Source organism: Streptomyces microflavus, assembly GCF_014650075.1.
Classification (GTDB): Bacteria; Actinomycetota; Actinomycetes; order Streptomycetales; family Streptomycetaceae; genus Streptomyces; species Streptomyces microflavus.
This window is the reverse complement of the sequence record NZ_BMUG01000001.1, coordinates 695,540-720,275: the sequence shown is the minus strand read 5'-3', so window position 1 is coordinate 720,275 and position 24,736 is coordinate 695,540. Positions and strand designations below refer to the sequence as shown.

14 protein-coding genes and 3 tRNA genes are annotated in these 24,736 nt (G+C 68.9%); 8 read left to right on the top strand and 9 right to left on the bottom strand.

The genetic code is table 11. From position 1 onward, the window contains the following. Nucleotides 1-6: 6 nt before the first annotated feature. Nucleotides 7-630: a TetR/AcrR family transcriptional regulator gene (locus tag IE264_RS03090; RefSeq protein ID WP_032753147.1), complete on the bottom strand. Its 624-nt coding sequence runs from the start codon at nucleotides 628-630 to the stop codon at nucleotides 7-9. Between the two features lie 104 nt (nucleotides 631-734). On the opposite strand from IE264_RS03090, the gene IE264_RS03085 reads away from it, so the two are divergent. Then, on the top strand, nucleotides 735-1,475 hold the full coding sequence (locus tag IE264_RS03085) for an SDR family NAD(P)-dependent oxidoreductase (RefSeq protein WP_032753148.1): 741 nt from the start codon (nucleotides 735-737) through the stop codon (nucleotides 1,473-1,475). Between the two features lie 62 nt (nucleotides 1,476-1,537). On the opposite strand, the gene IE264_RS03080 is transcribed toward IE264_RS03085, so the two are convergent. After that, nucleotides 1,538-2,800, bottom strand: a complete 1,263-nt coding sequence (locus tag IE264_RS03080) for an MFS transporter (RefSeq protein WP_032753149.1) — start codon at nucleotides 2,798-2,800, stop codon at nucleotides 1,538-1,540. 138 nt (nucleotides 2,801-2,938) lie between these two features. Between IE264_RS03080 and IE264_RS03075 the strand changes: the two genes are divergently transcribed. From IE264_RS03075 to IE264_RS03065, 3 genes are all read left to right on the top strand, one after another. Further along, a complete protein-coding gene (locus IE264_RS03075; RefSeq protein WP_032753150.1) occupies nucleotides 2,939-4,741 on the top strand; it encodes a phosphodiester glycosidase family protein in 1,803 nt (600 codons plus the stop codon). A gap of 180 nt (nucleotides 4,742-4,921) precedes the next feature. Next, nucleotides 4,922-5,326, top strand: a complete 405-nt coding sequence (locus IE264_RS03070; RefSeq protein WP_015608328.1) for an ATP-binding protein — start codon at nucleotides 4,922-4,924, stop codon at nucleotides 5,324-5,326. A gap of 12 nt (nucleotides 5,327-5,338) precedes the next feature. After that, a complete protein-coding gene (locus IE264_RS03065) occupies nucleotides 5,339-5,680 on the top strand; it encodes an STAS domain-containing protein (RefSeq protein WP_032753152.1) in 342 nt (113 codons plus the stop codon). A gap of 477 nt (nucleotides 5,681-6,157) precedes the next feature. On the opposite strand, the gene IE264_RS03060 is transcribed toward IE264_RS03065, so the two are convergent. The 6 genes from IE264_RS03060 to IE264_RS03035 form a co-directional block, all read right to left on the bottom strand. Next, nucleotides 6,158-12,688, bottom strand: coding sequence for an RHS repeat-associated core domain-containing protein (locus IE264_RS03060; protein ID WP_051821662.1), 6,531 nt, complete (start codon nucleotides 12,686-12,688; stop codon nucleotides 6,158-6,160). A gap of 225 nt (nucleotides 12,689-12,913) precedes the next feature. Next, nucleotides 12,914-16,513: a laminin G domain-containing protein gene (locus IE264_RS03055; protein ID WP_032753153.1), complete on the bottom strand. Its 3,600-nt coding sequence runs from the start codon at nucleotides 16,511-16,513 to the stop codon at nucleotides 12,914-12,916. 422 nt (nucleotides 16,514-16,935) lie between these two features. After that, on the bottom strand, nucleotides 16,936-17,169 hold the full coding sequence (locus tag IE264_RS03050; protein ID WP_158706480.1) for a hypothetical protein: 234 nt from the start codon (nucleotides 17,167-17,169) through the stop codon (nucleotides 16,936-16,938). 40 nt (nucleotides 17,170-17,209) lie between these two features. Further along, a tRNA-Ile gene (locus tag IE264_RS03045) sits at nucleotides 17,210-17,283 on the bottom strand. Between the two features lie 234 nt (nucleotides 17,284-17,517). After that, nucleotides 17,518-17,590, bottom strand: a tRNA-Asn gene (locus tag IE264_RS03040). Nucleotides 17,591-17,595: 5 nt separating this feature from the next. After that, a tRNA-Asn gene (locus IE264_RS03035) sits at nucleotides 17,596-17,668 on the bottom strand. Nucleotides 17,669-17,850: 182 nt separating this feature from the next. Here IE264_RS03035 and IE264_RS03030 point away from each other — a divergent pair. The 4 genes from IE264_RS03030 (at nucleotide 17,851) to IE264_RS03015 (ending at nucleotide 23,483) form a co-directional block, all read left to right on the top strand. Next, a complete protein-coding gene (locus tag IE264_RS03030) occupies nucleotides 17,851-18,159 on the top strand; it encodes a secreted protein (protein WP_015608334.1) in 309 nt (102 codons plus the stop codon). A 66-nt stretch (nucleotides 18,160-18,225) separates the two neighbouring features. Then, nucleotides 18,226-19,680 (top strand): FGGY family carbohydrate kinase, encoded by a 1,455-nt coding sequence (locus tag IE264_RS03025; RefSeq protein ID WP_032753156.1) that lies wholly within the window; start codon nucleotides 18,226-18,228, stop codon nucleotides 19,678-19,680. Nucleotides 19,681-19,821: 141 nt separating this feature from the next. Then, complete coding sequence (locus tag IE264_RS03020; protein WP_032753158.1) at nucleotides 19,822-21,555, top strand: ABC transporter ATP-binding protein; 1,734 nt, start codon at nucleotides 19,822-19,824, stop codon at nucleotides 21,553-21,555. Next, nucleotides 21,555-23,483: an ABC transporter ATP-binding protein gene (locus tag IE264_RS03015; RefSeq protein WP_032753159.1), complete on the top strand. Its 1,929-nt coding sequence runs from the start codon at nucleotides 21,555-21,557 to the stop codon at nucleotides 23,481-23,483. Before IE264_RS03020 ends, IE264_RS03015 begins: the two co-directional genes overlap by 1 nt. Nucleotides 23,484-23,498: 15 nt before the next feature. On the opposite strand, the gene IE264_RS03010 is transcribed toward IE264_RS03015, so the two are convergent. After that, entirely contained in the window at nucleotides 23,499-24,659 is a 1,161-nt protein-coding gene (locus IE264_RS03010) for an RNA polymerase sigma factor (protein WP_032753160.1), read from the bottom strand. Nucleotides 24,660-24,736: the final 77 nt, after the last annotated feature.

The following is a 24,736-nucleotide window of genomic DNA, read 5'->3' as shown; positions in this document are numbered from 1 at the left end:
GGACGCTCACGGCTGCTGGATCTCCGCCCGTCCCACCAGCGAGTCCCACAGGGCGACGGCGTGGTCCACGGTGGAGCTGAGGCGCTCCAGGGGCACGCCGTCGCGCGCCTCGACGGAGAGCCCGTGGAGGACGGTCGCGTAGAAAGCGGCGACGGAGCGGACATCGGTCCCGGTCGCCAACTCTCCTTCTTCGACAGCCCGTTCCAGGCGCGCCTCCAGCTCCGCGACCGCCGCCCTGCGACACCCGGCCAGATGCTCGGCGACCTCCCTGTTCTGCTGGGAGCAGTTGGTGGCCGCGAGGACGATCATGCAGCCGCTCGGGGTCCGCGGGTCGGCGAAGATGGCGATGTTGCCGCGCAGCATGGCCTCGACGGCGCCCCGGGCCGTCGGCTCCTCCCGCAGGGCGCGACCGGTCGACGATCCCGCGGTGGCGCCGTAGAGGGCCACGGCCTCCCGGAACAACTCTTCCTTCGAGCCGAAGGCGTTGTAGAGGCTTGCGGAGTTGATGCCCATGGCGGCGGTCAGATCGGTGAGCTTGGCGCCCTCGTACCCGTACTCCCAGAACGTCTCCATCGCACCGCGCAGCGCCGCCCCGCGGTCGAACGCCCGCGGCCGCCCTCGTCCGGTCATCTCCGCCTCCTTCAAAGGGGGTTGCCTCTTGCCCGCCCCACCTGTTTAGTATTTCTGGATCGTCCGACCCAAAAATAGCTCAACGCGGCAGCGGAAGGAACGGCATGTCTCAGTTAGCGGGCAAAGTGGCGCTGGTGACCGGAGGAAGCCGCGGCATAGGAGCCGCGATCGCCCTCCGCCTGGCGGAGGAGGGCGCCGATGTGGCGCTGACGTACGTGAGCGCGGCCGACCGGGCGAAAGAAGTCGTGGCGGAGGTCGAGGAGTTGGGGCGTAAGGGCCTGGCCATCCAGGCCGACAGCGCGGACCCGGAGGCCGTCATGCGCTCTGTCGAGGAGGCAGCGGGCACGTTCGGACGCCTCGACATCCTGGTGAACAACGCCGGGATCTTCCCGTCCGGCCCCGTCGAGGACATGACACTGAACGAGATCGACCGCACGCTCGCCATCAATGTGCGGGCGGTTTTCCTCGCCACCCAGGCCGCCGTCCTCCACATGGGGCACGGTGGACGCGTCATCAGCATCGGCAGCTGCTGGGCCACCCGCGTACCCGTGCCGAACGTGACGCTGTACGCGATGAGCAAGTCGGCACTGACCGGCTTCACCAAGGGCCTGGCACACGACCTGGCGCCCCGGGGGATCACGGCGAACATCGTGGACCCCGGCCCCACGGTCACCGACATGAACCCGGAGGGTACGGAGGTGGCGGAGGCGGAGCGCCTGAGGACGGCGGCGAAGGTCATGGGCGCCGGTGCCGACATCGCGGGGGCCGTGGCCTTCCTGGCGGGCCCGGACGCCCGGTGGATCACCGGGACCTCACTGGCGGTGGACGGCGGGTACGCGGCCTGACGGCTCCGTACGTCCGCCCGATGGCGCGGTTCGTGCGCTACGGCGTCGTAGGGGGCGGGCGGCTACGGCTGCGGGTCCCGGGCGTCGTAGCGGGCGAAGCCGCGCCACTTCAGGGCGAGCAGGGAGACGGCGACGACACAGGCGGCGCCTCCGCCGACGACGGCCACGGCCGGCGAGGTGAGGTGGGCGACCGAACCGGCCAGGAAGTCGCCGAGCCGGGGCCCGCCCGCGACGACGACGATGAAGACACCCTGGAGCCGGCCGCGCATCTCGTCGGGGACAGCGGCCTGGAGCATGGTGTTGCGGAACACCATGGACACGGTGTCGGCGCACCCGGCGAGGGCGAGGAAGAGCAGCCCGAGCCAGAGGTGCCGGGTGAGCCCGAAGACGGCGATGGCGGCGCCCCAGCCGCCGACGGCCAGCAGGACGGCGAGGCCGTGCAGCCGGATGCGGCCGAGCCAGCCGGAGAACACCCCACCGAGGAGCGCCCCGAGCGCGGGAGCGGCGACGAGCATGCCGGTGGTCCGGGCGTCACCTCCGTACCAGACGATGGCGACGACCGGGAAGAGCGCCCGGGGGTGGGCGAGGACCATGGCGCACAGGTCGCTCAGGAAGGTCATCCGCAGGTTGGGCCGGCCCGCCAGGAACCGCAGCCCGTCCAGTACGGAGGCCCGTTTGCGCGCCCCCTCCTCCCGGTCGGGCAGCATCGAGGGCAGCCGCCACATCGCGTAGAGGGAGGCGGTGAAGGTGAGGGCGTCGACGGTGTACGCGGCGCGGTACCCCCACCAGCCGACGATCAGCCCGCCCAGCATCGGCCCGACGAGCGCGCCGGTCGTACTGGTCATGGAGCTCAACGCGTTGGCGGCGGGCAGCTGTTCGGGCGGCAGGAGCCGGGCGATCATCGAGGAGCGGGCGGGTGCGTTGAGCGCGAAGCAGACGGCCTGGAGGGCGACGATCGCGTACAGAAGACCCACGTTCTCGATGCCCGCGAAGGTGGCGGCCATCAGGACGACGGCCAGGGAGAAGGACCCCGAGGCGCTGAACAGGCCGAGCTTGCGCCGGTCGACGGTGTCGGCGACCGCCCCGCCGTAGAGCCCGAACACGACGAGCGGCACGAGCGAACAGAACCCGATGAGCCCCACGGAGAACGCGGACCCGGTGATGTCGTAGACCTGGAGCGACACGGCGAGGGCCGTCATCCCCTGCCCGATCCAGGACACGGTGTTCCCGAACCAGAGCCGCCGGTAGTCGGGCGAGGACCTCAGCGGGGTGAGGTCGGCCAATATCCGCGTGCGGTGTACAGGTGGTTCGCTGGTTTCGGTCACAGGGGATGGTAGTCACGCCCCGCTCCCGACGGTCCGGGCGGCCGTCGGCGGACGCGGTGGGCACCGCCGTGACCTTGAGGAACGGTGTGGTGAGGTGAGGCATCCGCCCGACCGGGGCGCATCCGAACGGAGACAGCTGTGCCGCACAACCCCATACCCCGATCCGCCCGGCGCGTCCGGGTTCCCGCAGCCCTGGCGGTGACCTCGGTGCTGCTGCTCGGTGCGGGCGCCCCGGGCCAACTGCCGCCCACGGGCGACGCGGTGGCGGTCGGCACCGAGCCGGTGGGGCGGATGCCACTCGGCCCCGCCGACGTACCGACCCACACCAGACCCGCCGACGTGCTGGCCCCGGGTGTCACGTACCGCAAGTTCTGGCAGGGCGAGGCCTCGGACTCCTGGGCGGTCTGGGTCCGCGACCGCCACTCGGGCACGGAGACCTTCGGCAGCATCGACCTGGCCAGGAAGCTGGCGGCGGACGTGAACGCGGCCGGATTCACCGCCCGCGTCGACACCTTCACCGTGCCGGCGAGCGTCGACACGGACAGCCGGATCGTGGGGTACGGGGTCCGGGTCGGCCGGTTCGCCGCCGACCGCCGGGAGGACGCCGTCCAGACCAAGCAGGCCTTGGCGGCCGCCGGTTTCACCAACAGCCGGACCTTCTTCACCGCCGAGGACGGAGGCGCGAGCAGGGGTCCGTGGCAGGTCAGGGTGATCACGGTCGCGCCGTCGGCCCGGGTCACACTGAAGGCCGTGCACGGGAAGGACATCCAGGGCTCCGAGACGGTGAGGCAGCTCGCCCAGGCCAGTGGCGCGCTCGTCGCGGTCAACGGCTCGGAATTCGACATCTCCGGCCCCAACAACACCGGCTCCGGAGGCTTCGAGGGTGTGCCTCAGGGCCTGTACCTGCAGAACAACACCCTGCTCAGCGCCCCGAACAACGGCCGGACCGCCCTGCTGCTGGAGGGGCTCAAGGGCCGTGCCGCCGTCGACGAGATCAGCTCCGAGACGCGGATCACCGCACCCGACGGCGCGACGCGGGTGATCGACGGCATCAACCGGGCGACCGGCCAGGTCCTGGGCTGTGGGGGCGTCGGGAACGACTACCGCCGCTCCGGCGAGGACAGGGTCAGAACGCTCCAGCCGTGGCGCAACACCAACTGCGTCGACCCCGACGAGATCGTGGTCTTCCGCCCGGAGTGGGGCGCCGCCACTCCCACCCCCGTACGCCGGGACGGAACGTGGACCGACCCCGCCACGGGGTGGCAGGCCCAGTGGTACGCGGACGACGCGGAGTTCGCCGACCAGTCCGTGGATGTCGTCATGGACGGCAACTGGGTCGTCAAGGAGCTCCGCAGCCGGGCCGGTGGGAGCCCGATCCCGCCCGGCGGCCGGGTCCTCCAGGGCATCGGCGCGGGGGCGGACTGGCTCCGCGCGCACAGCGAGGTCGGCAAGGCGTTCAAGCCGGGCTCCACGGTCCGGGGCCGCGACGGCAGGTCCGTGACCACACCCACGCTGTCCGCGGTGGCGGGCCGTACGCCGGCGCTGGTCCGGGGCGGAGAGGTGTGGATGAACCCGGCCGCCAACGGGATGTCCCAGGCGTCCTGCGTCCCGGCCGCGCTCGGCCCGGGCGAGAAGTGCCGGGCCAACAACACGTTGTTGCAGCGCCATGCCCGTACGCTCGCCGGCGTGACCGCGGCCGGTGAGCTGCTGCTCGTCACGATCGACGGCCGCGACCCGGCCCTGAGTGTGGGAGCGACGCTGCCCGAGGCGGCCGAGGTGATGAAGTGGCTGGGCGCCGAGGACGCGGTGGGGATGGGCAGCGGCGGCGACACCACCCTCGTCGCCAAGGACACGCTCTACAACCGGCCGGTGGACGACTGGGGCGGCCCTCTGCGCGAGCGGCCGATGAGCAACGCCGTGGTCATCGTCGAGAAGCCCTGACGATCCGAAAGGCCCCGATCAGCGGGGCCGGGGAGAGACTCGGGGGAGCGGCGCAGGTGAGCCATGTCCTGAAGCCGCTGCCCCATTCGTGTGAACGGCCGGCCATCTCCCGGAAGCCGTCGCCCGTGGCTGCATAGCCTCGCCGAGGGTTGCCGACGGAGTACCGGGCGGAGGGCGCACATGGGTGGGAACGCGGTGCAGTTGCCGTCCGGTGTGGTGCACATCGACGAGGCCGAGACCTGGGCGGAGACGCTCGCGGAGACCTGTGGGCTCGGCGAGGACGACCGGTACAGGATCTGCCTGGCCGTCAGGGAAGCGGCGGCCAACGCCGTCCTCCACGGCAACCGGCTCCACCCCGGCAAACGCGTCCGGCTCGACTGGGAGACCCAGGAGGGCCGGGTGCGCGTCACGGTCGGCGACGAGGGCGACGGCTTCACGCCTCCCCCGCCCACCGGGAAGGTCAATCTGACCCCCTCCGGCCGCGGCCTCGTCCTGATCGACCACCTGACGGACAGCTACACCGTCGCACGCCGCGACGATCCACCGGGAACCGACGTGGTCCTGGTCTTCGACACCACCGCATAGAGGCAGGCACTCATGGCTCAGGTCAACCGCCGCACCGTGGGCGACGTCAGCATCGTCGCCGTCACCGGAAAGATCACCATCGGAGTGGGTGACGTAGTACTGCGCGGTGCCGTGCAGGACGAGCTCGACAACGGCTCGACAAAGATTCTCCTCGACCTGGGCAGTGTCACCACGATCGACAGTTCGGGCATCGGCGAGCTCGTCTCGGCCTACACGAGGGCCACCAACCGGGGCGCGAAGCTCAAGCTGGTGAACCTGCCCCCGAAGATCCACGACATCCTGGCCATCACGCAGCTGATCACCGTCTTCGACGTGTACGACACCGAGGACGAAGCGGTCAAGAGCTTCGCCTGATCCACCGCCACCTGAACCACCGGGGGCGGCGCCGACTCGGCGCCGCCCCCGCGCTGTCTCCGTAAAGCTGAAGCACCTGCGCGAAACGATCATTCCGCAATCGAGTCAATGGGCCCCTGCTCATACGGCGGAGATCAGCGCTCTCCTTCCGGCACGTACCCGATCGCGACCAGGCCGACTCCCACGACACAAGCGTAGAGGGAATCCAAGGGCCAGGTGAGCGCCACAAGTATCACTCCCGCTCCCCACATTCGAGGACGTTGCACACGGTATCGCAGCCACCGCCCGGGTACCCGACCGAGAAGAACCGCGTGAATCCCTGCTACACACAGCGAGACCACGATCGCAATAGCCAGGAGGAGCATTGCGATGACAACCATGCCGAGCATATGAAAACCTTCTGCCGTATTCCAAACCCGGAGTCGCTTTCTGTCGATCATATCTGCCCGACAGAAAGCGACTTCGGGGAATTCTCCATCAGCTCCCGAGCCCTCTGTAACCGTTCCTGCGGATTACCGTCCTGAATGTCACCTCCATCGAGTACGGCCTACCCGCACCTTCGAACGCGATAATTCCGTCGTTGTCCAGCCACCGCTGCACAAACTTCTCACGCGCGGTGCCGTACCCTACCGCAGGGCGCGCGAGCGAGGATATCGTCATCGTGTTTCTGACAGTCATGCGGACCTGCAACCCTTGAGGGCTTGCTCGCAGAACCTCATAATCCGTCGTATACGACCCCAGCCCCACGGTTGCCAGGTTGTGGTCGCCCGTGATCAAGGGCTTCAGGTCCTTCTTCAGCTGACCGGATATGCCTTCATTGGTTATGCTCTTCGACACCTTCCCCTTGACGATGCCCAGGTTGTAGTACATCGAGCTGATGACGTCGCGCTGTTCGAAAGTCGCATCGGTCATCATGACTTGCCTGGCGATCTCACTGTCTTCGCCGTAAGTCCCGCTCCGCCATTCCAGCTTCCCGAACGCCCACTTGAGTGCCAGTTCCCTGAAGCCGTCACTGCCCCCGCCCAGCACAGCGTCCTGCGGGTTGCAGACGGTATCGATCGGCACGCTCGTGCAATAGTTCTGCAGTTGGGCCTCTTCCAGGACCGGCCCGACCGCCGCCCCCAACACCGGCGCAAGGCCGATCATGCACGCGAAACAGACGGGGACGGGCTTCGGCCCGGCTATATAGGTCAGCGAAGTTCCGTATCCGGCAGTTCCACCGATCGAGGTGGAAGCCGTTCCCCCCGAACCGCCGCTGCTCACCGAGCCACCGCCACCGCCCGTGCCCATATTGTCGCCGCTGTAGCCGACACAGCTGGCGGACATGTTGCCCGCGTAGCAGCCTGCGGGGGCGTCGCCGCCCTGACCGGTGGGGTTGCAGCTGGCGGAGTGGTTGCCGCCGTAGCAAGCGAGGCCAGTCGGGTCACTGTTCGTGGCGGGGTTCTGGTTGGCGTACGTGTAGCCGTTGAGCGACTGGTGCTGTTCGATGCTCAGGACCGGATCGACGCTGAGGAACTGGCCGACTCCTGTGTCGTACTCACGGGCGCCTATGTGCGTGAGCCCCGTGGTGATGTCGGCGGGCTTGCCCAGGAAAGCCTTGTCGTCGGGCCATGTGGTCGTCGGCTGGTCTCCCCTGGGCGCACCGAACGGCGTGCTGTAGCGCTTCGTCACCGCCTGGGTGACTGCCTCGATGGCGAGGCTGGACGTGCCGTGGTGGTCGGCGGTGAGGAAGCTGAGCTGGGTGCTCGCGGTACCGGCCGTGGCCGTCCGGACGGCGAGCGTGCGCCCTGCGGCGCTGTAGTAGCGCGTTCCGGAAAGGGACTTGGCTGTCCCCTTCACGGTGAGGCGTACCTCGGTCGCACCGAGGTAGAGGACCGTGTCACCGGCGCCGGCGGCCCGACGGATCAGGAGCTCGCCGTCGGCGTCGTAGAGGTAGCCCGTGTCGAGCGCCGGCTTCGAGCCGACCGCGGGTTCTGTCGTCCGGCTGAGATTGCCCTCGCTGTCCCAGTCCAGGGTCTGAGTGGCCTGAACACCGGGTCGCTTGGTGGTGTTGCCGGACTTGTCATAGACGTAGGCGCCGGCCTTCGCGCCCGTGGTTCTGTTCAGGGGATGGGGCTGGCCCGTCGCGGTGCCGTACTCGTATGCCGTTGTGGTTGTCGAAGCGTTCACCGAAGTGGCGTGCGTGGTCTCGGTATCACGCTGCCCCGCCGCCGTGTAGGTGTAGCTGGTCCAGTAGGGCGCGGCGCCCGTGATACCGGCCGCGGTCCGGCCGGTGGTGGCGCAGTCCGCGGTCTGCGGGGTCCAGGCCTCGGTGAGGCGCCGACGGGCGTCGTAGACGAAGCACTGGTGGTCGGCCTTGCCCGTGCCGCCGAGGGTGGCGCCGTCGGAGATCGACGTCATGTTCCCCGCTTCGTCCTGGGTGTACTTGAGGTCCTGGAGCATGTACGGGTGGGTCTGGTCCGTGACATGGCTGCGGGTGAGCCGGGCTGTCCCCTCCTCATAGGTGTTGGTGACATAGACGTTCTTGGCTCCCTCGCCACCGGTGCCCAGAGTCAGTTGCTGTACCTGGCCGAGGGCGGAGTAGTCGACGGCCCGAAGGTAGCCGGTGGCTCCGGTGACGGACGTCGCCTGGCCGAGGGCGTTGTAGCGGTGCTCGACCGTCTCCTTTGCCAACCCTCCGACCGCGGGCTCGGTGCCGTTCTGCAGTGTGCCGTCGATGCGGTAGTGGCTGGTGAAGTCCAGCGTGGCCGACACACCCGCCTTCACCAGCGGATCGGAGTCCGGAAGTGTGATCCGGGTGCCGACGGCACGGTTCAAGCTGTCGTAGGCGGTGACGGATTTCGTATAGCGCACGCCGCTCGAACCGCCGGTGTAGCGGGTGGAGGAGGTCATCTGCCCCTTCGCGAGGGTGTCGTACACGCGGCTGGTCAGCAGGTTGGCGTCGGCCTTCTCCTTGGACCAGGTGCTCTCCACGCGGCCGAGTTGGTCGTAGCCGGTGATGATGGACGCGTCGCGCGCGTCCGTCACCTTCACGGCCCGGTCGAGAGTGTCGTACTCGGTGGCGCTCCGTCCCATGTCCGGGTCGGTCTCGCTCACCTTCCGGCCGAAGAGGTCGTAGGTGTAGATCCACTTCGACCCGTCCTGGGCACTGGTGATCACGTCCTTCAGCCCGTCGGGCGTGTACGTGGTCGCGGTGGAGGTGTATGGGATTCCGAGCGTGCTGCCGTAGGCCGCGTCGTCCGGCTTCTGGCCCGCGTACTCTCGCTTCTCCACCTCGCGGCCGCGGGCGTCGGTGATGGTGCGGGTCGCGGATCCGCCCTTCACCGCGGTGGTGGCCGTCGAGTCCCCGGTGTAGCTGGTGCTGGTGGTCCACCTCTTGACACCGAAGGTGTAGAGGGCTGTCGTCGTGGGCCTCCCGGCGCCGTCGAACACCGTCTCGTTCTGCCTGGGAGCCTCGCCGTACTCGGCCCGGGTGTAGACCCCCTTCGGCGTGCTCGTGCTGTCGAAGATGTCCGCGTACGTCTCGTACTCCAGGCCGCGGCTGTCGTAGCGGGTGTCGGTCAGGAGCCGGCCGCCGAGCGGGGTCGGCGACTGGGTCTGCAGTGGCCGCAGGAGCGCGTCGTACACCGTGTAGGTGGTGTTGTACGTCTCGCCGTCGGCCTTGAGCGTGGAGGTGGCCACCGAGGACGGTTCGGTCCTGCTCAGGTGGTACGCGAAGGTCGAGTTGGGGCTCTGGCTGCCGCGGATGCGGTCGGGCGCCCAGACCTGTGTCAGCCGGCCCAGCCCGTCGTAAGCCTGTTCCGTCTTGTTCTGGTTGTTGTCATAGGTGCGCTCGGGAAGCGCGCGGCGCGGATCGAGGAAGGTGACGGCCGTGTGTCCCTTGGCGTTGGTGAGGACCGTCTTGGTCAGCGGCCCGGCAGCAACCGGGGTGTAGGCGGTGCGTGAGACGTTGTTCTGGGCATCGGTGACGGTCAGCGTACGGCCGAGGGCGTCGTAGGTTGTCGCGAGCTGCCGCTGCCAGCCGGTGGGGTTGCGCTCGCCGCCGGTCGCCGTGGCAGGGTAACCGGTGGCCCGGCCCGTCCAGGTGCCGGCTCCCTTCGTCGGCTTCTGGTCCGGCGTCCAGCCGGCGACGGTGCCGGTGTCGTAGACCGTCGCGGTGTCGGACAGTACGTCACCGCGTGTGTCCTTGTTGGCGGGAAGAGCGAGTGCGGCTTCGGTCACCGAACACGCCTTCGCCACCGTGCGGGTACGGGAGACAAGGCTGGTCAGCCCCGCTGCTTCGTTGCGGGCGTACCAGAGACGCGTGCAGGTCTCGTCTCCGGACTTCGCCAGGTCACCGAGGTCGGAGGTGGTCCTGGCCATGCCGAAGTCGTCGAAGGAACTGGCTGTTCCTGTAGAGCGCCAGGTCTTCGGCACGGTCAGATAGGTGTAGCTCGTCGATGCCGCGGTACGGACGTAGCGGGCCACCTGGTCGCCCGCTCCCGGTACGGACTGGCGGGCGGTCTCCTTGGACCAAGGCACGTTCATGGTGGCCGAGATGGGGGTGGCACCGTCGTAGACGACACTCTGCCGCAGTTCGCCGGCGTACTGCTCGGCATCCTTGAGCGCCGGGATGCCGAGTGCCGGAGCGGTGAGCGCGGGAACAGTCACGGCACGGGTGGTGCCGTCCTTCTTCTTGTCCCCGTCCATGCCCTGCAGATAGAGCGAAACCGTCTTGGAGCGGGCGGCGTCCTTCGCCCCGCCGTAGACGGTGACCTGACGGTATCCACGCCAGTCGGACCAGGTCCGCTCGTCCTTGGGCGTGAACGGCTCGTCGCTGTAGTGCCAGGCGGCGCCGCTGTACGCGTACTCGTTCTCCACCGTGTCGTTCTGACCCGCGGGATCGGAGACGGTGACGGCCAGGACCCGGTACTTCTGGAACCAGTCGACCGACGCCTCCGAAGCGCCGTTGATGTTCCAGTACTGCGGGTAGCACGAGCGGGTGTTGGAGTCCTCCTCCGCCCCGACGACCTGGGCACGCGTGCATTCGGCGCTGGACAGCGTCACTGTGGTGATCGAGCCGGTCTCGGACGTGATGGTCGACATGCGCGGCCTGGTCAGCGGCAGAATGTCGTCGGTGCCGTCCACCCGGTTCGGCCGCATCTGATAGGTGAAGGAGACGGGGTCGAGGGTGACGGCGGTGCCGGTCAGGCCAGTCCGCTTGATCGACTTCAGGGTCAGGACCTGATCGGATGTGTCTCCGATGTCCCCACCGTCCAGGTACTGCTGGGTGAAGTCCCAGGAGTCCACCGGGGCGTACTTCTTCTCCGCGGCCGACCAGGAGAAGGTGTTGACACCGGTCAGCCGCTTTCGGGAGAAGAACGCGGGCCCCTCCGCCAGGCAGTCGTCGGAGTCCTTGGCGCAGATCGCGTCGAAGGGAACGTCCGGCCAGTTGTCGGCGGTGTCCTCGTTCAGGCTGGAGCAGTCCGAGGCGGTGCAGCGTTCGGCGTAGTCGAAGGTGACCTTGGCGTCCGCGTCATCGGTGAAGAGGGCATCCTTGCGCAGTCCGTATCTGACCTCCTTCAGGTATCCACCGCGGGTGTAGGCCACTCCGGCCTTCGTCGCCTCGCTCTTCTTGTAGTAGTTCGCTTCCGCCGCGTACCAGTACGTGGCGGCGTTGTTGTTCGTGTCGACCGTGTAGTCGAGGTTCCACCGCCAGGCCTGCTTGACGGAACGGTCCGCGAAGGAACCGCCCGCGTCGTATCCGGGCTCCCCACTGTCGTCGCCGTACACAGGCACGGTCCAGGTGGAGTTGGTGCGCTCGGTGCCGGCACCGTCGAGCTTGTCGCGGCCGAAGACGTACGACGTGCCGTCTCCCTTGACGACGGTCCAGTACTCACCGTCGTTGTCCCCGTTGTCCGCGCCTGTCGACCGTGTCACCTGTGAGGCGTCGTCCCCTTCGAGCCTCCACTTGCCGGAGGTGTCGTCCTTGACCAGGCGGGACGAAACGCCGTTGAGCACCAGACGCGCGTTGTCGTACTTCCAGCACTGTTCGGAGACGTCGTCGTGGCCGTCGTCGTCACAACTGCCGTACGTGCGCTCGATGTACGACTCGGTCATCGAGAAGCCTTCACCGACCGAGGTGCCCTGGTTGTTCGTCGTCGCCGTTCGCCCGTCGACACTTCCCGAGTCGTAGGACAGCCCGAAGGACGGGGAGGGACCGGCGGCCGCGGCCGGCAGATCGAGTGCGTACGACCAGGTGAAGGAGCCGGAACTCGCGCCCGCCTGCCACGAGGACGACTCCGACAGGGCGGTGGCGCTGTAGTCGCCGACGCCCTTGGCGGACTCACCGGCGCCGGCCGCCGTCGCGGTCAGCGCGAGAACCTGCCTGCCCGAGGCGGCCCCGCCGGACCGCTTCCCGGCGGCACTCCCGGCGAGGGTGATCTGCGCGGTGACTGTGCGCTTCTTCGTATCGTTCCGCGAATCCAGAGGAGTCTGCGTCCGGCACTCGGTCTTCTCCGGCGTGGTCAGCGCACAGTCGGGCAACCGCACCAGGCGCAGCCTCCCCGACCAGCCGCCGCCGACCGCGGAGGCGAAGGAGCTGTAGTCGATGCCGACTTCGGCACGCCCTTCCCGGCCCGCCTCCGCGGTGAGGACCACACCCGTGACCCCGAGCCTGTCCGTGGCCTTCCGGTCCAGAGTGGTGAGCTTGACGTCGGTGCTCCCCTGGGCGTCGCTCCGGGTGCGGGAAGGGGCGACCGTCAGCGGCAGGCCGCCGGGCTTCGCCTCGGCCCTGCCGGCCGGTTCGAGCGTGACCTTCGCAGTGGCGGGAGCCGGCCAGGTGACCTGTTGCTCCTCCTTGGCCGTCCTCGCTTGCGCGGCGTTGGCCTCGCGGTCCTTCGCCACCCGGGTTCGGGCCTCTCTCGCACCCGGGCCGGTGACCTCCTTGACCTTGCTGACCCGCTGTTCGGGCAGGTCCGGACGTCCCAGGCCGCCCGGCTGCGCCGAAGCCACAGGGGCCAGACCCACGGGCACAGCCAGTGCCAGAACCAGGGATGCCACCAGGAGGCGGCTCTCCGGGCGTCTCGATGCCCTTCTCCATCTTCGTGACGTGCCTATGCCAAATGCCATAATGTCTGTCCCCACCCAAAGAGTCGTGTCTGAGAAGAAGTCGGTCCTCGCGGCGTCTCCTCGACGGAAACGCCGGAGCCGGGCGGGGGCGGCACGGCATTGCCGTGCCGCCCCGGCCTCCGACTAGTCGCCGGTCAGGAATTCGGCCTGTTCGTGGCTCGCCACTGCTCCGGCCCACACCCGGACTTCGGCGATGCGGCCGGGCAGGAAGTACTTCCACGTCCCGCCGCCGACCCCCTTGCCGAGGGCGAACTCACCCGAGCCGGCCTGCGCCGTGAACAGCTTCGGTTCTCCGTTGAGGACATAGCCCACCCGGAGCGAAACCGTCGCATCCTGTGCGTCGAAGATGCCCGTCAGACGCACCGGCGCGTCGATCGCCGCCTCCTCGTCGGATACCACCGAGGTGGAAGTGCCGTCCGCGTTCAGACGCCCGAAGCGCCAGAACCCGGTCGGTACCTGCCTCTCCTCCAGCGTCTCCTCGTCCAGAACGGTCCTGTGGCCCGTGACTTCGTACCAGAGCCCCCACGACGAGCCGTCGGCCGTCCGCTGGCCGAGGACCTGTCCGATGTAGCCGACCGGTTTCGCGGCCAGCTTCGTCTCGTCCAGGGAGACCAGGGTGGTCACCGTGAACGAGCCGGTGTCGTCCACCAAGGGGACATTCGCCACGGCCGCGTCGTCCACGCCGTCCAGGACCAGTTCCTCACCGTCCAGCGACGCACCACCGGTCAGTGTCAGATCACGTCTGTATCCGGAGGTGGTGTCACCGATGACCGAACCACTGCCCCGTGACGGCGACCAGTCCGCGATGAGCTCGGTGGCCGCGAACCCGGGAGCTGTGCTCACCCTCGCCTCATCGGCGACCTCGTCCGGCAGCAGGGCCCTCTGCCATACGGCGACCTCGTCGATGCTGCCGGGGAAGTAGTACTGGTGGACGTCGGCCCACTTGTAGCGGCCGATCTGCAGGGCGCCGGACGTCTGCCAGGCACCCTTGGCCGTCCTCTTGCCCTGGGAAACGCCGTTGACGTACAGCACCACCTCCTGCGTGACGGGGTCATAGGTACCCGCGAGGTGTGTCCACACCCCGACCACCGGCGGGTTCTTCGCTGCGATCCCGAAGTAGCCGACTGCCGTGGCCTCGGTCTCCTTCACACCGAAGAACCACCTGCCCACGTCCTTCGAATAGCTGAGGATGAACGGCGAGTAGCGGGCTCCATCCTGGGAGGCCACGATTCCCACGCCTGTCGTGCGGTCGAGCCGGGCCCAGGCGGAAACGGTGTAGGCGGACCGGGTCTCCAGCGCCGGACCGCCGGTCGCCGCGTACCCGGTGGTGCCGTTCAACGACAGCCCCTTGTCCGTGACCGGGTTCGCGAGCGGATCACCTGAGCTGTCGTGCGTGAGCAGGCCGCGGCGCCCGCGGTCGTCCCGCACAGCCCCTCCGGCCAGGGTGGCGTCGTCGGCGCCGTCGGCCGTGGCCGCGTCCTTGGCGACTCCGTCCGCCTCGTCGAAGCGCCACCGACCGACCGGTCCCGCACCCGCCGCGACGAGGAAGTCCACGAGGTTCTGCGCACCCCACCGGCCGACCGTGTCCTTGGCCCGCACGTACAACCGGAACGTGCCCGGCTTCGCAGGCGTGATCGTCTCCTTGACCGTCGCACCGGCACGCTCCGTCGACCATGCGGCATCCTGCGAGAGCCGGTACTGGTACGCCACGTTGGTGTCACCCGTCGCGGCGGAGAAAGTGAACGCGTCCTTCACTCCGGGGGCGCCACCGGGCGCACACGCGTTGGTGGTGCACTCGGTGTAGGTCGCGCCGAAGGCGATCTTCGGGGCCTTCGGAGCGGTCGGGTCGACCTTGAAGTAGCACCAACCGGTCGTCGAGGCGTTCGACGGACCCGGCAATTGGCTCTTGCCTCCGTTGTAGTACGAGCGCGTCCACGACCGGTACCGGTACAGCGTGCCCTCCGCGAGAGTCGCGGACGACGCCGAGAGCTTCACGTTGTCGCCGACGTATCCGCTGGTCGGACGCTCCATCTCGGTGATCGCGTTCGACCACGTCCCGTTGGCCGCCTTCTTGTCGACGTCCATCGCGACCCGCAGCTGTGCGTCCTTCTCGCCCCCGGACGCGGTCTGAGGAGTGGCGGTCAGCGTCGGCGTGGGGTCGGACACGATCGCAGGATCGGACTCCTTGGTCTCACATACCGTTCCCGATCCGGTCACCAACCCGATACCGCTCGGCTTGGCCGGCAGCCCCACGAAGTCCACGGCCAGGACAGCGTCGTTCTTGAACCGCTTCCACGCCGCGGTGTCACCCTCATCGTTCGCCTTGAGCATCAGCGTCAGCCGGGAGAATTTGCCCGCGGCGAAATCGCGCACCGTGGGCGTCAAATTCTCGTTCGTCTCATCCGGGTTGTCCTTGAACTCGATCGGCGCGTCCGGCGAATCCGGATCACACAACGAACCCCGCCCGGCAGAAACGTGCCGGTCCACCATCAAGTCCAGATTCTTCGGCCGCGACGACCACGTGGTGGATGAAGAGATGTTGTTCGTACGCACCAGATCCACCCACCGCGGATCGCACTGGAATGCCCATGGCTCCGTCACGCGGAATGTCGCGCCCAGTACCTGCTTGCCCTTCAGTTCCGCCGGGGAGAACTCGAAGTAGAGCCGCTGCACGTAACCGGGCCCGCAGTAATAGCCGGCCCACGTACCGCACTTTCCGACGCCCTTGCCCTGGCCGTCGTCCCCGTTGCCCCACCCGTAGGATTCATAGCCGTCCGAACGCAGCAGCGTCCGCTCCGACTCCCCCCACGTCACCGTCGGGTCGATGAACAGCGGGAACGCCTTTCCGTCGGTCTTCGCCAGCATGTCGGCGTCCGGGACGACGGCCAGGGCGTCCTTCGCGACCTCGACGTCGATGCGGGCGACGTTGTCCCCCTGACCGGGCTCGATGCCGGAGCCGGACGGCGCCGCCTCCGCGGCATCGCCCGGTACTGCCTGGTTCCCGGCCGCCGGCCGCGCCGCACCGTGCGCGAGCGACGTGGGAGCGTCCACGGCCGCCGCACCCGCCGAGTCCCACATCCGGGCGGGCGGCGCGCGGAAGACCGTCTTCCCGTTCCCGTCCACTGCGGTGAGGTTCCCCGAGGCGCCCGTGCGGACCTCGAGTCCGTTCGTCCTCAGCCGGAACGACAGCTTCTTCAACTCCGGTGCCGCGGCCGCCTCCGGCGTCCTGACCACCAGCACCTGCTGGAAGCTCTCGGGCGTTGCCGTGACCATCAGGTCCACATCCGGCAACACATCCTCGTAGACCGCGCTCGGGCCATCGAGCCGAGGTACCGGAAGATCCGTCGGCCACGCCAGTTCGAGGGACTGCTGATGCTTGGACAGCTTCACCAGCGGGTCGTCACCACCGCCGGAGAACTCCATGCCCACCGCGGCGGCCTTCGGCCCGACGGATCCGTCCGGCCGGCGCTCCAGCGTGGCGTCCGGCGCCTGCCAGCCGCCCCCGCCCTTGGCCACCCGCACAGGGACGACCGACTGTTCAAGGGTGAAAGTGAAACCGTCGGGATTCGCGAACACCGTCGTCCGCTCCGAACGCTCCCCGACCACCTCCACGCGACTTCCTGAGGCCACCGCCTCCGCCAGGGCCCTGCCGCCCTCGCTCAGTTCACCCGATCCCGCAGAATCGGTATCCGCAAAGCTCTCCTGGGTCGGCAACACGAGCATTGCCAGTGCGGCGGCCACCGCCACGCCACCTCTGCCCCGTCTTCGAGCACGCCGAAACCTCGCTCTGAACTCCACTAGCCCCCACCTCAGAGTTGCCTGACCTTCACAAACAGAGGCGGAGTCAACTCCAGCAGGAACCGGACGTCAACAGAGTTTTCCTTGCACGCGCGACCAAAAAGCCCCTTGGACCATGAAATCGACGCGGGTGCCCCAATTATCAGATGCGCCCGCGATCTCACCTTGCGTAAACGCCCACCGGAACCAATCGGACAGGTCCGCACCAGAAAGGCACCAAGCCGTACGCTTCCGGCGAGAAATGGAATACGGGCAACCGGTTGGACTACTGGCAGCCACTTTCCCTCCGCCAATACGAAGGTGACCCACATCACACTGCGGGCGAGGGGCGGGTCCCGCAAAGGCGGTCACGGAATCTTCGGCGGGGCAAGGGCCCGGGTGAACGAGGCGCGCTCAGCGATACCGCCCGGTTCCAGGGGGGCGGTCTCCTCCAGCAGACCCTGGATGGAGGAGTACGCGGCCAGGTGCGCGCAGGGCTCCCTGCCGCACACCGTCCGGCGGCTGCGAGCCGAGTGCGGCCTGCCGCGTCGGTGGGTCTTGACCTGGTCGAAGACCAGCGGTCCCCCAGCCCCGGGAAACACGTATCCCCAGGCCAGAACGATTCTGCCTGGGGACACTCGGTGGGGCGGGTGGGACTCGAACCCACGGCCGACGGATTATGAGTCCGCTGCTCTAACCGGCTGAGCTACCGCCCCGTTTCGGCGTGGCGCGTACAAGTGTGCGCACCGTCTGCCGCAGCATAGCCGGTCATACGATCTCTCGCTTCGGATGGTCGACTTCGCCTGATCTTGAGGACGGCGCTGCGTGCTGCCCGGTTGCAGGGGAGTTGAAGGAGACCCGAAAGAGTCACTCCGGGGGCCCTCGGGCACCCCGGGACGGCATCGGCCGGGCACGCGAAAGAGGACCCCGAGGGGCCCTCTTCCGTTCCGCTCCCCCGACTGGACTCGAACCAGTAACCCTCCGGTTAACAGCCGAATGCTCTGCCAATTGAGCTACAGGGGATCGCGCTCCCCCGACTGGACTCGAACCAGTAACCTGCCGGTTAACAGCCGGCTGCTCTGCCAATTGAGCTACAGGGGATTGCTGCGTTGCTTCGAAATCGTACCTGCCTGGCGGCTGCCGGGCGGCGCGCGTTCGCTGCGACACATACATTAGCGCAAGCAGGGGGGTGCTCCGCCAATCGGTAGCGCCCGGGGTGATCTCGGGTGCTCGCGGGTAGGCGGGCTGCACACGTCGCACCAAGCGTAGGAAGGGTGGCAGCCATGCGGTACCGGCTCACGTTCATCGCCGGAGTGGCCCTCGGTTACGTGCTCGGCACGCGAGCCGGGCGCGAGCGTTACGAGCAGTTGAAGAAGTCGGCCCGCCAGTTCACGGAGAACCCCGCCGTGCGCAACGCCGCCGAGAGTGCCGCGCACAGCGGCCGGGACTTCGCCGGCAAGGCGTACCACTCGGTCAGCGACAAGGTCGGGGACAAGGTGCCCGCCTCCGTCGCCGAGCGCGTCCGGTCGCTGCGGGACCGCAGCAGCCAGAACGGCGGTGCCGAGGACGACTGGGGGACCACCAACACCTAGGCCCCGGGGACGGCAGGCGGGAGGCGGCGGTTACGGGAAAGTCCCGCGGTGCGGCAGAATCTGTGTATGGGCATAGTCGCGGGGCTGGACAGTTCTTCCGCCTTCACTCACATCGTCGTCTGCGACGCGGACTCGGGCGCCGTGCTCCGGGAGGGGTATGCCGCCCACCCGGTCGAGGCCAAAGCAGCCGAGGTCGATCCGCAGGTCTGGCTCCTCTCCCTCGGTGAGGCGGCCTCCGGCGGGCTGCTCGAAGGTGTGCAGGCCATCGGTGTCTCCGCCCAGCAGCACGGGCTCGTACCGCTGGACCGGCAGGGCAACCTCGTACGCCCCGCCCTGCTCGGCAACGACCGGCGGGCGCAGGTGGCCGCGGCCGATCTGGTCGACGCGCTGGGCGGGCGGCAGGCCTGGGCCGAGGCGGTCGGGGCCGTACCGCAGGCCGCGCAGCCCGTGGCGAAGCTGCGGTGGCTGGCGCGGACCGAGCCGGAGAACGCCCAGCGGGTCGCTGCCGTGCTCCAGCCGCACGACTGGCTCGTGTGGCAGTTGCTCGGGCGGCCCGCCCGGCGGACCACGGACCGGGGCGCCGCCTCGGGGACCGGGTACTGGTCGGCCGGGTCCGCCGCCTACCGGCCCGATCTGGTGGAGCTCGCGCTCGGGCATCCCGCCGCGCTGCCCGAGGTGCTCGGGCCCGCCGACTCCGCCGGGATGACGCCCGAGGGGCTCCTCATCTCCGCGGGCACCGGCGAGATCATGGCCGCGGCCTTCGGGCTCGGGGTCGCGGTGGGCGACGCGGTGGTGTCGCTGGGGGCCTCCGGGTCCGTGATGGCGGTCCACCACGAGGCGCTCGCCGATCCGAGCGGGATGATCACCTCCTTCGCCGACGCCACCGGGATGCATCTGCCGGTGGTGCACGTCTCCAATGCCGTACGCGCGTTGCGCGGCACCGCCGAGATGCTCGGCCTGGACGGGCTGGAGGAGTTGTCGGCGCTGGCGCTGAAGTCCACGCCCGGCGCCTCCGGGCTGGTGCTGCTGCCGTACCTGGAGGGCGAGCGCACTCCGCAGCTCCCGCACACCGCCGGCACCCTCAGCGGGCTGCGGCGTGAGTCGATGAAGCCCGAGCACCTGGCGCGCGCCTCGTTCGAGGGGATGCTGTGCTCGCTGGCCGACGCCCTGGACGTGCTGCGCGGGCGGGGCGTGGAGGTGCGGCGGGTGTTCCTGCTGGGGGCCTCCGCCGAACTCCCCGCCGTACAGGCGCTGGCTCCGGCGGTGTTCGGCACCCAGGTCGTCGTACCGCAGCCCGCCCAGTACGCGGCGATCGGCGCCGCCCGGCAGGCGGCCTGGGCGCTCGGGGTGTCGCAGGGCACCCTCGACCCCCGCACTCCCCCGGCCTGGCAGGGCGCAGCCGCCCAGGTGCTGGAGCCGGGCGACGAGCTGGCGGTCGGTCGGGCCGTGCGCCAGCAGTACGGGGCGACCCGGGATCAGCTCCATCCCGGGGCGTTCGGCGGGGCCCAGCAGGCGGAGTGAGCCAGGTATGGGTGGAGCGCGCGTGCTCACGAACGCGCGCTCCAGCCTTGACCTGAGTTTGGGGAAAAGGGTTCGCCGCGGGAGTACGGCGTACGCGAAACTTGGTCGGCCTCTTCCCTCCGCCGACTCCGAGAGACACGCGTGCTCATAAAACTCCTGCGGGCCCATCTGGCCCCGTACAAGAAACCCATCGCGCTGCTGGTCTTCCTGCAGCTGCTCCAGACCTGCGCCACCCTGTATCTGCCCAGCCTGAACGCGGACATCATCGACAACGGTGTCATCACAGGCGATACCGGTTATATCCTGGAGTTCGGCGGTCTCATGATCGCCGTCAGCGTGCTGCAGGTGCTCTGCAATGTGGGGGCCGTCTTCTACGGGGCCCGGACGGCGTCGGCGCTGGGGCGGGACGTGCGGGGTGCCGTCTTCGACCGGGTGCAGTCGTTCTCGGCCCGGGAGCTCGGGCGGTTCGGGGCGCCCTCACTGATCACCCGCACCACCAATGACGTCCAGCAGGTCCAGATGCTGGTGCTGATGGCGTTCACCCTGATGGTCTCGGCGCCGATCATGTGTGTCGGCGGCATCATCATGGCGCTCGGGCAGGACGTTCCGCTGTCGGCGGTACTGCTGGCGGTGGTGCCGGTGCTCGGCATCTCGGTGAGCCTCATCGTGAAGAGGATGCGGCCGCTGTTCCGGACGATGCAGGAGCGGCTGGACACCGTGAACCGGGTGCTGCGCGAGCAGATCACCGGCAACCGGGTGATCCGGGCGTTCGTCCGCGACGGGTACGAGGAGAAGCGGTTCCGGGGTGCCAACACCGAGCTGACCGATGTGTCGGTGGCGACGGGGCGGCTGATGGCGCTGATGTTCCCGACCGTGATGACGGTGGTCAACCTGTCGTCCGTCGCGGTGGTGTGGTTCGGCGCGCACCGCATCGACAGCGGGGGGATGCAGATAGGGGCGCTGACCGCGTTCCTCGCCTATCTGATGCAGATCGTGATGGCAGTGATGATGGCCACCTTCATGTTCATGATGGTGCCGCGCGCCGAGGTGTGCGCCGAGCGCATCGAGGAGGTGCTCGGTACCGAGTCGAGCGTCGTGCCGCCCGTCTCCCCCGTCACCGAGCTGCGGCGGCACGGGCATCTGGAGGTGCGGGGCGCGGAGTTCCGGTACCCGGGTGCCGAGGAGCCGGTGCTGCGGGCCGTGGATCTGGTGGCGCGGCCCGGGGAGACCACCGCGATCATCGGGTCGACGGGGAGCGGGAAGTCCACGCTGCTCGGTCTCGTACCCCGGCTGTTCGATGTGACGGACGGCGAGGTGCTGGTCGACGGCGAGGACGTGCGGACGCTCGATCCGGTGCTGCTGGCGAAGACGGTGAGCCTGGTGCCGCAGAAGCCGTACCTCTTCTCGGGGACGGTCTCGACGAACCTGCGGTACGGGAATCCGGACGCGACCGACGAGGAGCTGTGGCACGCGCTGGAGGTGGCGCAGGCCAAGGGGTTCGTGGAGGGCCTTGAGCACGGTCTTGAGGCGCCGATCGCGCAGGGCGGCACCAATGTGTCGGGCGGTCAGCGGCAGCGGCTCGCCATCGCCCGGACGCTGGTGCAGCGGCCGGAGATCTATCTCTTCGACGACTCGTTCTCGGCGCTGGACTACGCGACCGATGCCGCGCTGCGGGCGGCGCTGGCGCGGGAGACGGCCGGGGCGACCGTGGTGATCGTGGCGCAGCGGGTCTCCACCATCCGCGACGCCGACCGGATCCTGGTGCTGGACGAGGGGCGGGTCGTGGGCAGCGGTACCCATCACGAGTTGATGGACGGCAATGAAACGTACCGGGAGATCGTGCTCTCCCAGCTGACGGAAGCGGAGGCCGCGTAATGGCCGGTCCGGGCGGACGGATGATGGCCGGGGGCGCGCCCACCGAGCGGTCGATGGACTTCAAGGGGTCCAGCAAGCGGCTGCTGAAGCGGTTCGGCCAGGAGAAGGCGTCGCTGTATCTGATGCTGGGCGCGGTGACCGTCAGCGTGGCGCTGTCGGTGGCCGGGCCGAAGATCCTCGGGAAGGCGACCGACCTGATCTTCGCGGGGGTCGTCGGCCGGCAGATGCGGGAGGGCACCACCAAGGCGGAGGCGATCGAGGGGCTGCGCCGGGAGGGCAGCGGTTCGATGGCCGACATGCTCTCGGGGGTGGACTTCACCCCGGGCGAGGGCATCGACTTCGGCGCGGTGGGCAGCGTCCTGCTGGCGGTGCTGGTGATCTATGTCGGCGCGGGGCTGCTGATGCTGGTCTCCACGCGGCTGTCGATCCGGGTGATCAACCGGATCGTCTTCCAGCTGCGGGAGGACCTCCAGACGAAGCTGTCGCGGCTGCCGCTGTCGTACTTCGACCGGGCCAAGCGCGGTGAGGTGCTGAGCCGGGCGACCAACGACATCGACAACATCTCGCAGACGCTCCAGCAGACGATGGGCCAGCTCATCAACTCGCTGCTGACCATCGTCGGCGTACTGATCATGATGGTCTGGATCTCGCCGCTGCTGGCCCTGGTGGCGCTGGTGACGATCCCGCTGTCGGTGGTCGTGGCGACGCAGGTCGGCAAGCGGTCGCAGCCGCAGTTCGTGCAGCAGTGGCGGGTTACGGGGAAGCTCAACGCCCATATCGAGGAGATGTACACCGGGCACAACCTGGTGAAGGTCTTCGGGCGGCAGGAGGAGTCGGCGAAGGACTTCGCCGAGCAGAACGACGCGCTGTACGAGGCCGGGTTCAAGGCGCAGTTCGCCAGCGGGATCATGCAGCCGCTGATGATGTTCATCTCGAACCTCAACTATGTGCTGGTGGCCGTCGTCGGTGGTCTGCGGGTCGCCTCGGGCACCCTGTCGATCGGTGACGTGCAGGCGTTCATCCAGTACTCCCGGCAGTTCTCGATGCCGCTGACGCAGGTCGCCTCGATGGCGAACCTGGTGCAGTCCGGGATCGCCTCGGCCGAGCGGATCTTCGAGCTGCTGGACGCCGAGGAGCAGGGCGCGGACCCGGTGGACGGTGAGCGTCCGAAGGAGCTGCTGGGGCGGGTGTCGCTGGAGAAGGTCTCCTTCCGCTACGACCCGGAGAAGCCGCTCATCGAGGATCTGTCGCTGAGCGTGGAGCCGGGGCAGACGGTCGCGATCGTCGGTCCGACCGGTGCGGGCAAGACCACGCTGGTCAATCTGCTGATGCGGTTCTACGAGGTGACCGGCGGGCGGATAGCGCTCGACGGGGTCGACGTGGCGCGGATGAGCCGGGACGATCTGCGGTCCCGGATCGGCATGGTGCTCCAGGACACCTGGCTGTTCGGCGGTTCCATAGCCGAGAACATCGCGTACGGCGCTGCGCGCGCGGTCACCCGGGAGGAGATCGAGGAGGCGGCCCGGGCGGCGCACGCGGACCGGTTCATCCGGACGCTGCCCGACGGGTACGACTCGGTGATCGACGACGAGGGGTCCGGGGTCAGCGCGGGCGAGAAGCAACTGATCACCATCGCCCGGGCGTTCCTCTCCGACCCGGTGATCCTGGTCCTGGACGAGGCGACGAGCTCGGTGGACACCCGGACCGAGGTGCTGATCCAGAAGGCGATGGCGCGGCTGGCCCACGGGCGTACGTCGTTCGTGATCGCGCACCGGCTCTCCACGATCCGGGACGCCGACGTCATCCTGGTCATGGAGAACGGGGCCATCGTCGAACAGGGCACGCACGAGGAGCTGTTGGCGGCCGGGGGCGCCTATGCCCGGCTGTACGCGGCCCAGTTCGCGGAGGCGCTGGCCGAGGTGGACTAGGGCCTGTCCGGTGGATCAGTCGAGGTAGCCGCGGAGTTGGTCGGCGAAGGCGTGGTCCCGCAGCCTGCTGAGGGTCTTGGACTCGATCTGGCGGATGCGTTCGCGTGTCACGCCGAAGATCCGGCCGATCTCCTCCAGGGTGCGGGGCCGCCCGTCCTCCAGCCCGTACCGCAGCTGTACGACCTTGCGTTCGCGCTCCCCGAGCGTGGAGAGCACCGCTTCCAGGTGTTCGCGCAGCAGCAGGAAGGCGGCGGACTCCACGGGTGAGGCGGCGTCGCCGTCCTCGATGAGGTCGCCGAAGGAGACGTCGTCCTCCTCGCCCACGGGGGCGTGCAGGGAGACCGGCTCCTGGGCCAGGCGCAGGACTTCGGTGACCCGCTCCGGGGTCAGGTCGAGCTGGCCCGCGACCTCTTCGGCGGTCGGCTCGTACCCGCGCTCCTGGAGCATGCGGCGCTGGACGCGGACCACGCGGTTGATCAGCTCCACGACGTGGACGGGGACGCGGATGGTGCGGGCCTGGTCGGCCAGGGCGCGGGACATGGCCTGGCGGATCCACCAGGTGGCGTACGTGGAGAACTTGTAGCCCCGGGCGTAGTCGAACTTCTCCACCGCCCGGATCAGGCCGAGGTTCCCCTCCTGGACCAGGTCGAGCATGGTGAGGCCCCGGCCCACGTACCGTTTGGCGACGGAGACGACCAGGCGGAGGTTGGCCTCGATGAGCCGGCGCTTGGCGGTGCGGCCCATGACGACGAGCCGGTCCAGGTCGACGGCGAGCCGGGAGTCCAGGTCCGGGGTGTTGGCGAGGCGCTCCTCGGCGAAGAGCCCGGCCTCGACGCGGCGGGCCAGCTCGACCTCGTCGGCGGCGTTGAGCAGCGGGATGCGGCCGATCTCACGCAGGTACTGCCGGAAGAGGTCGGAGGTGGGGCCGCCGTTGTCGGTCCGGCTCCGCGCCTCGCGGGGTTCGGGGACGTGCTCCGCTTCCTCCATGACGGCCTCGGGTGCGCTCATGACCACCTCGGGTGCCCTCGCGGGCGGTCCGGCCGCGGCTCCCGGGTCGTTCTCCGGGTGGTCCTCCCGGTGGTTCTCCCGGTGGTTCTCCGGGTGGTGGACGGCCCGGTTCTGCACGGGAATCGCCGACATGTGCTCGGTCGTGGTCGTCACGGTCCGGGTCTGCACGGGGGCGACCTCCAGGTGATCGCTGCCGGATGACTCTGGCAGCCCCAGTGTGGGGCACGGCACAGGGTTGCCACGAG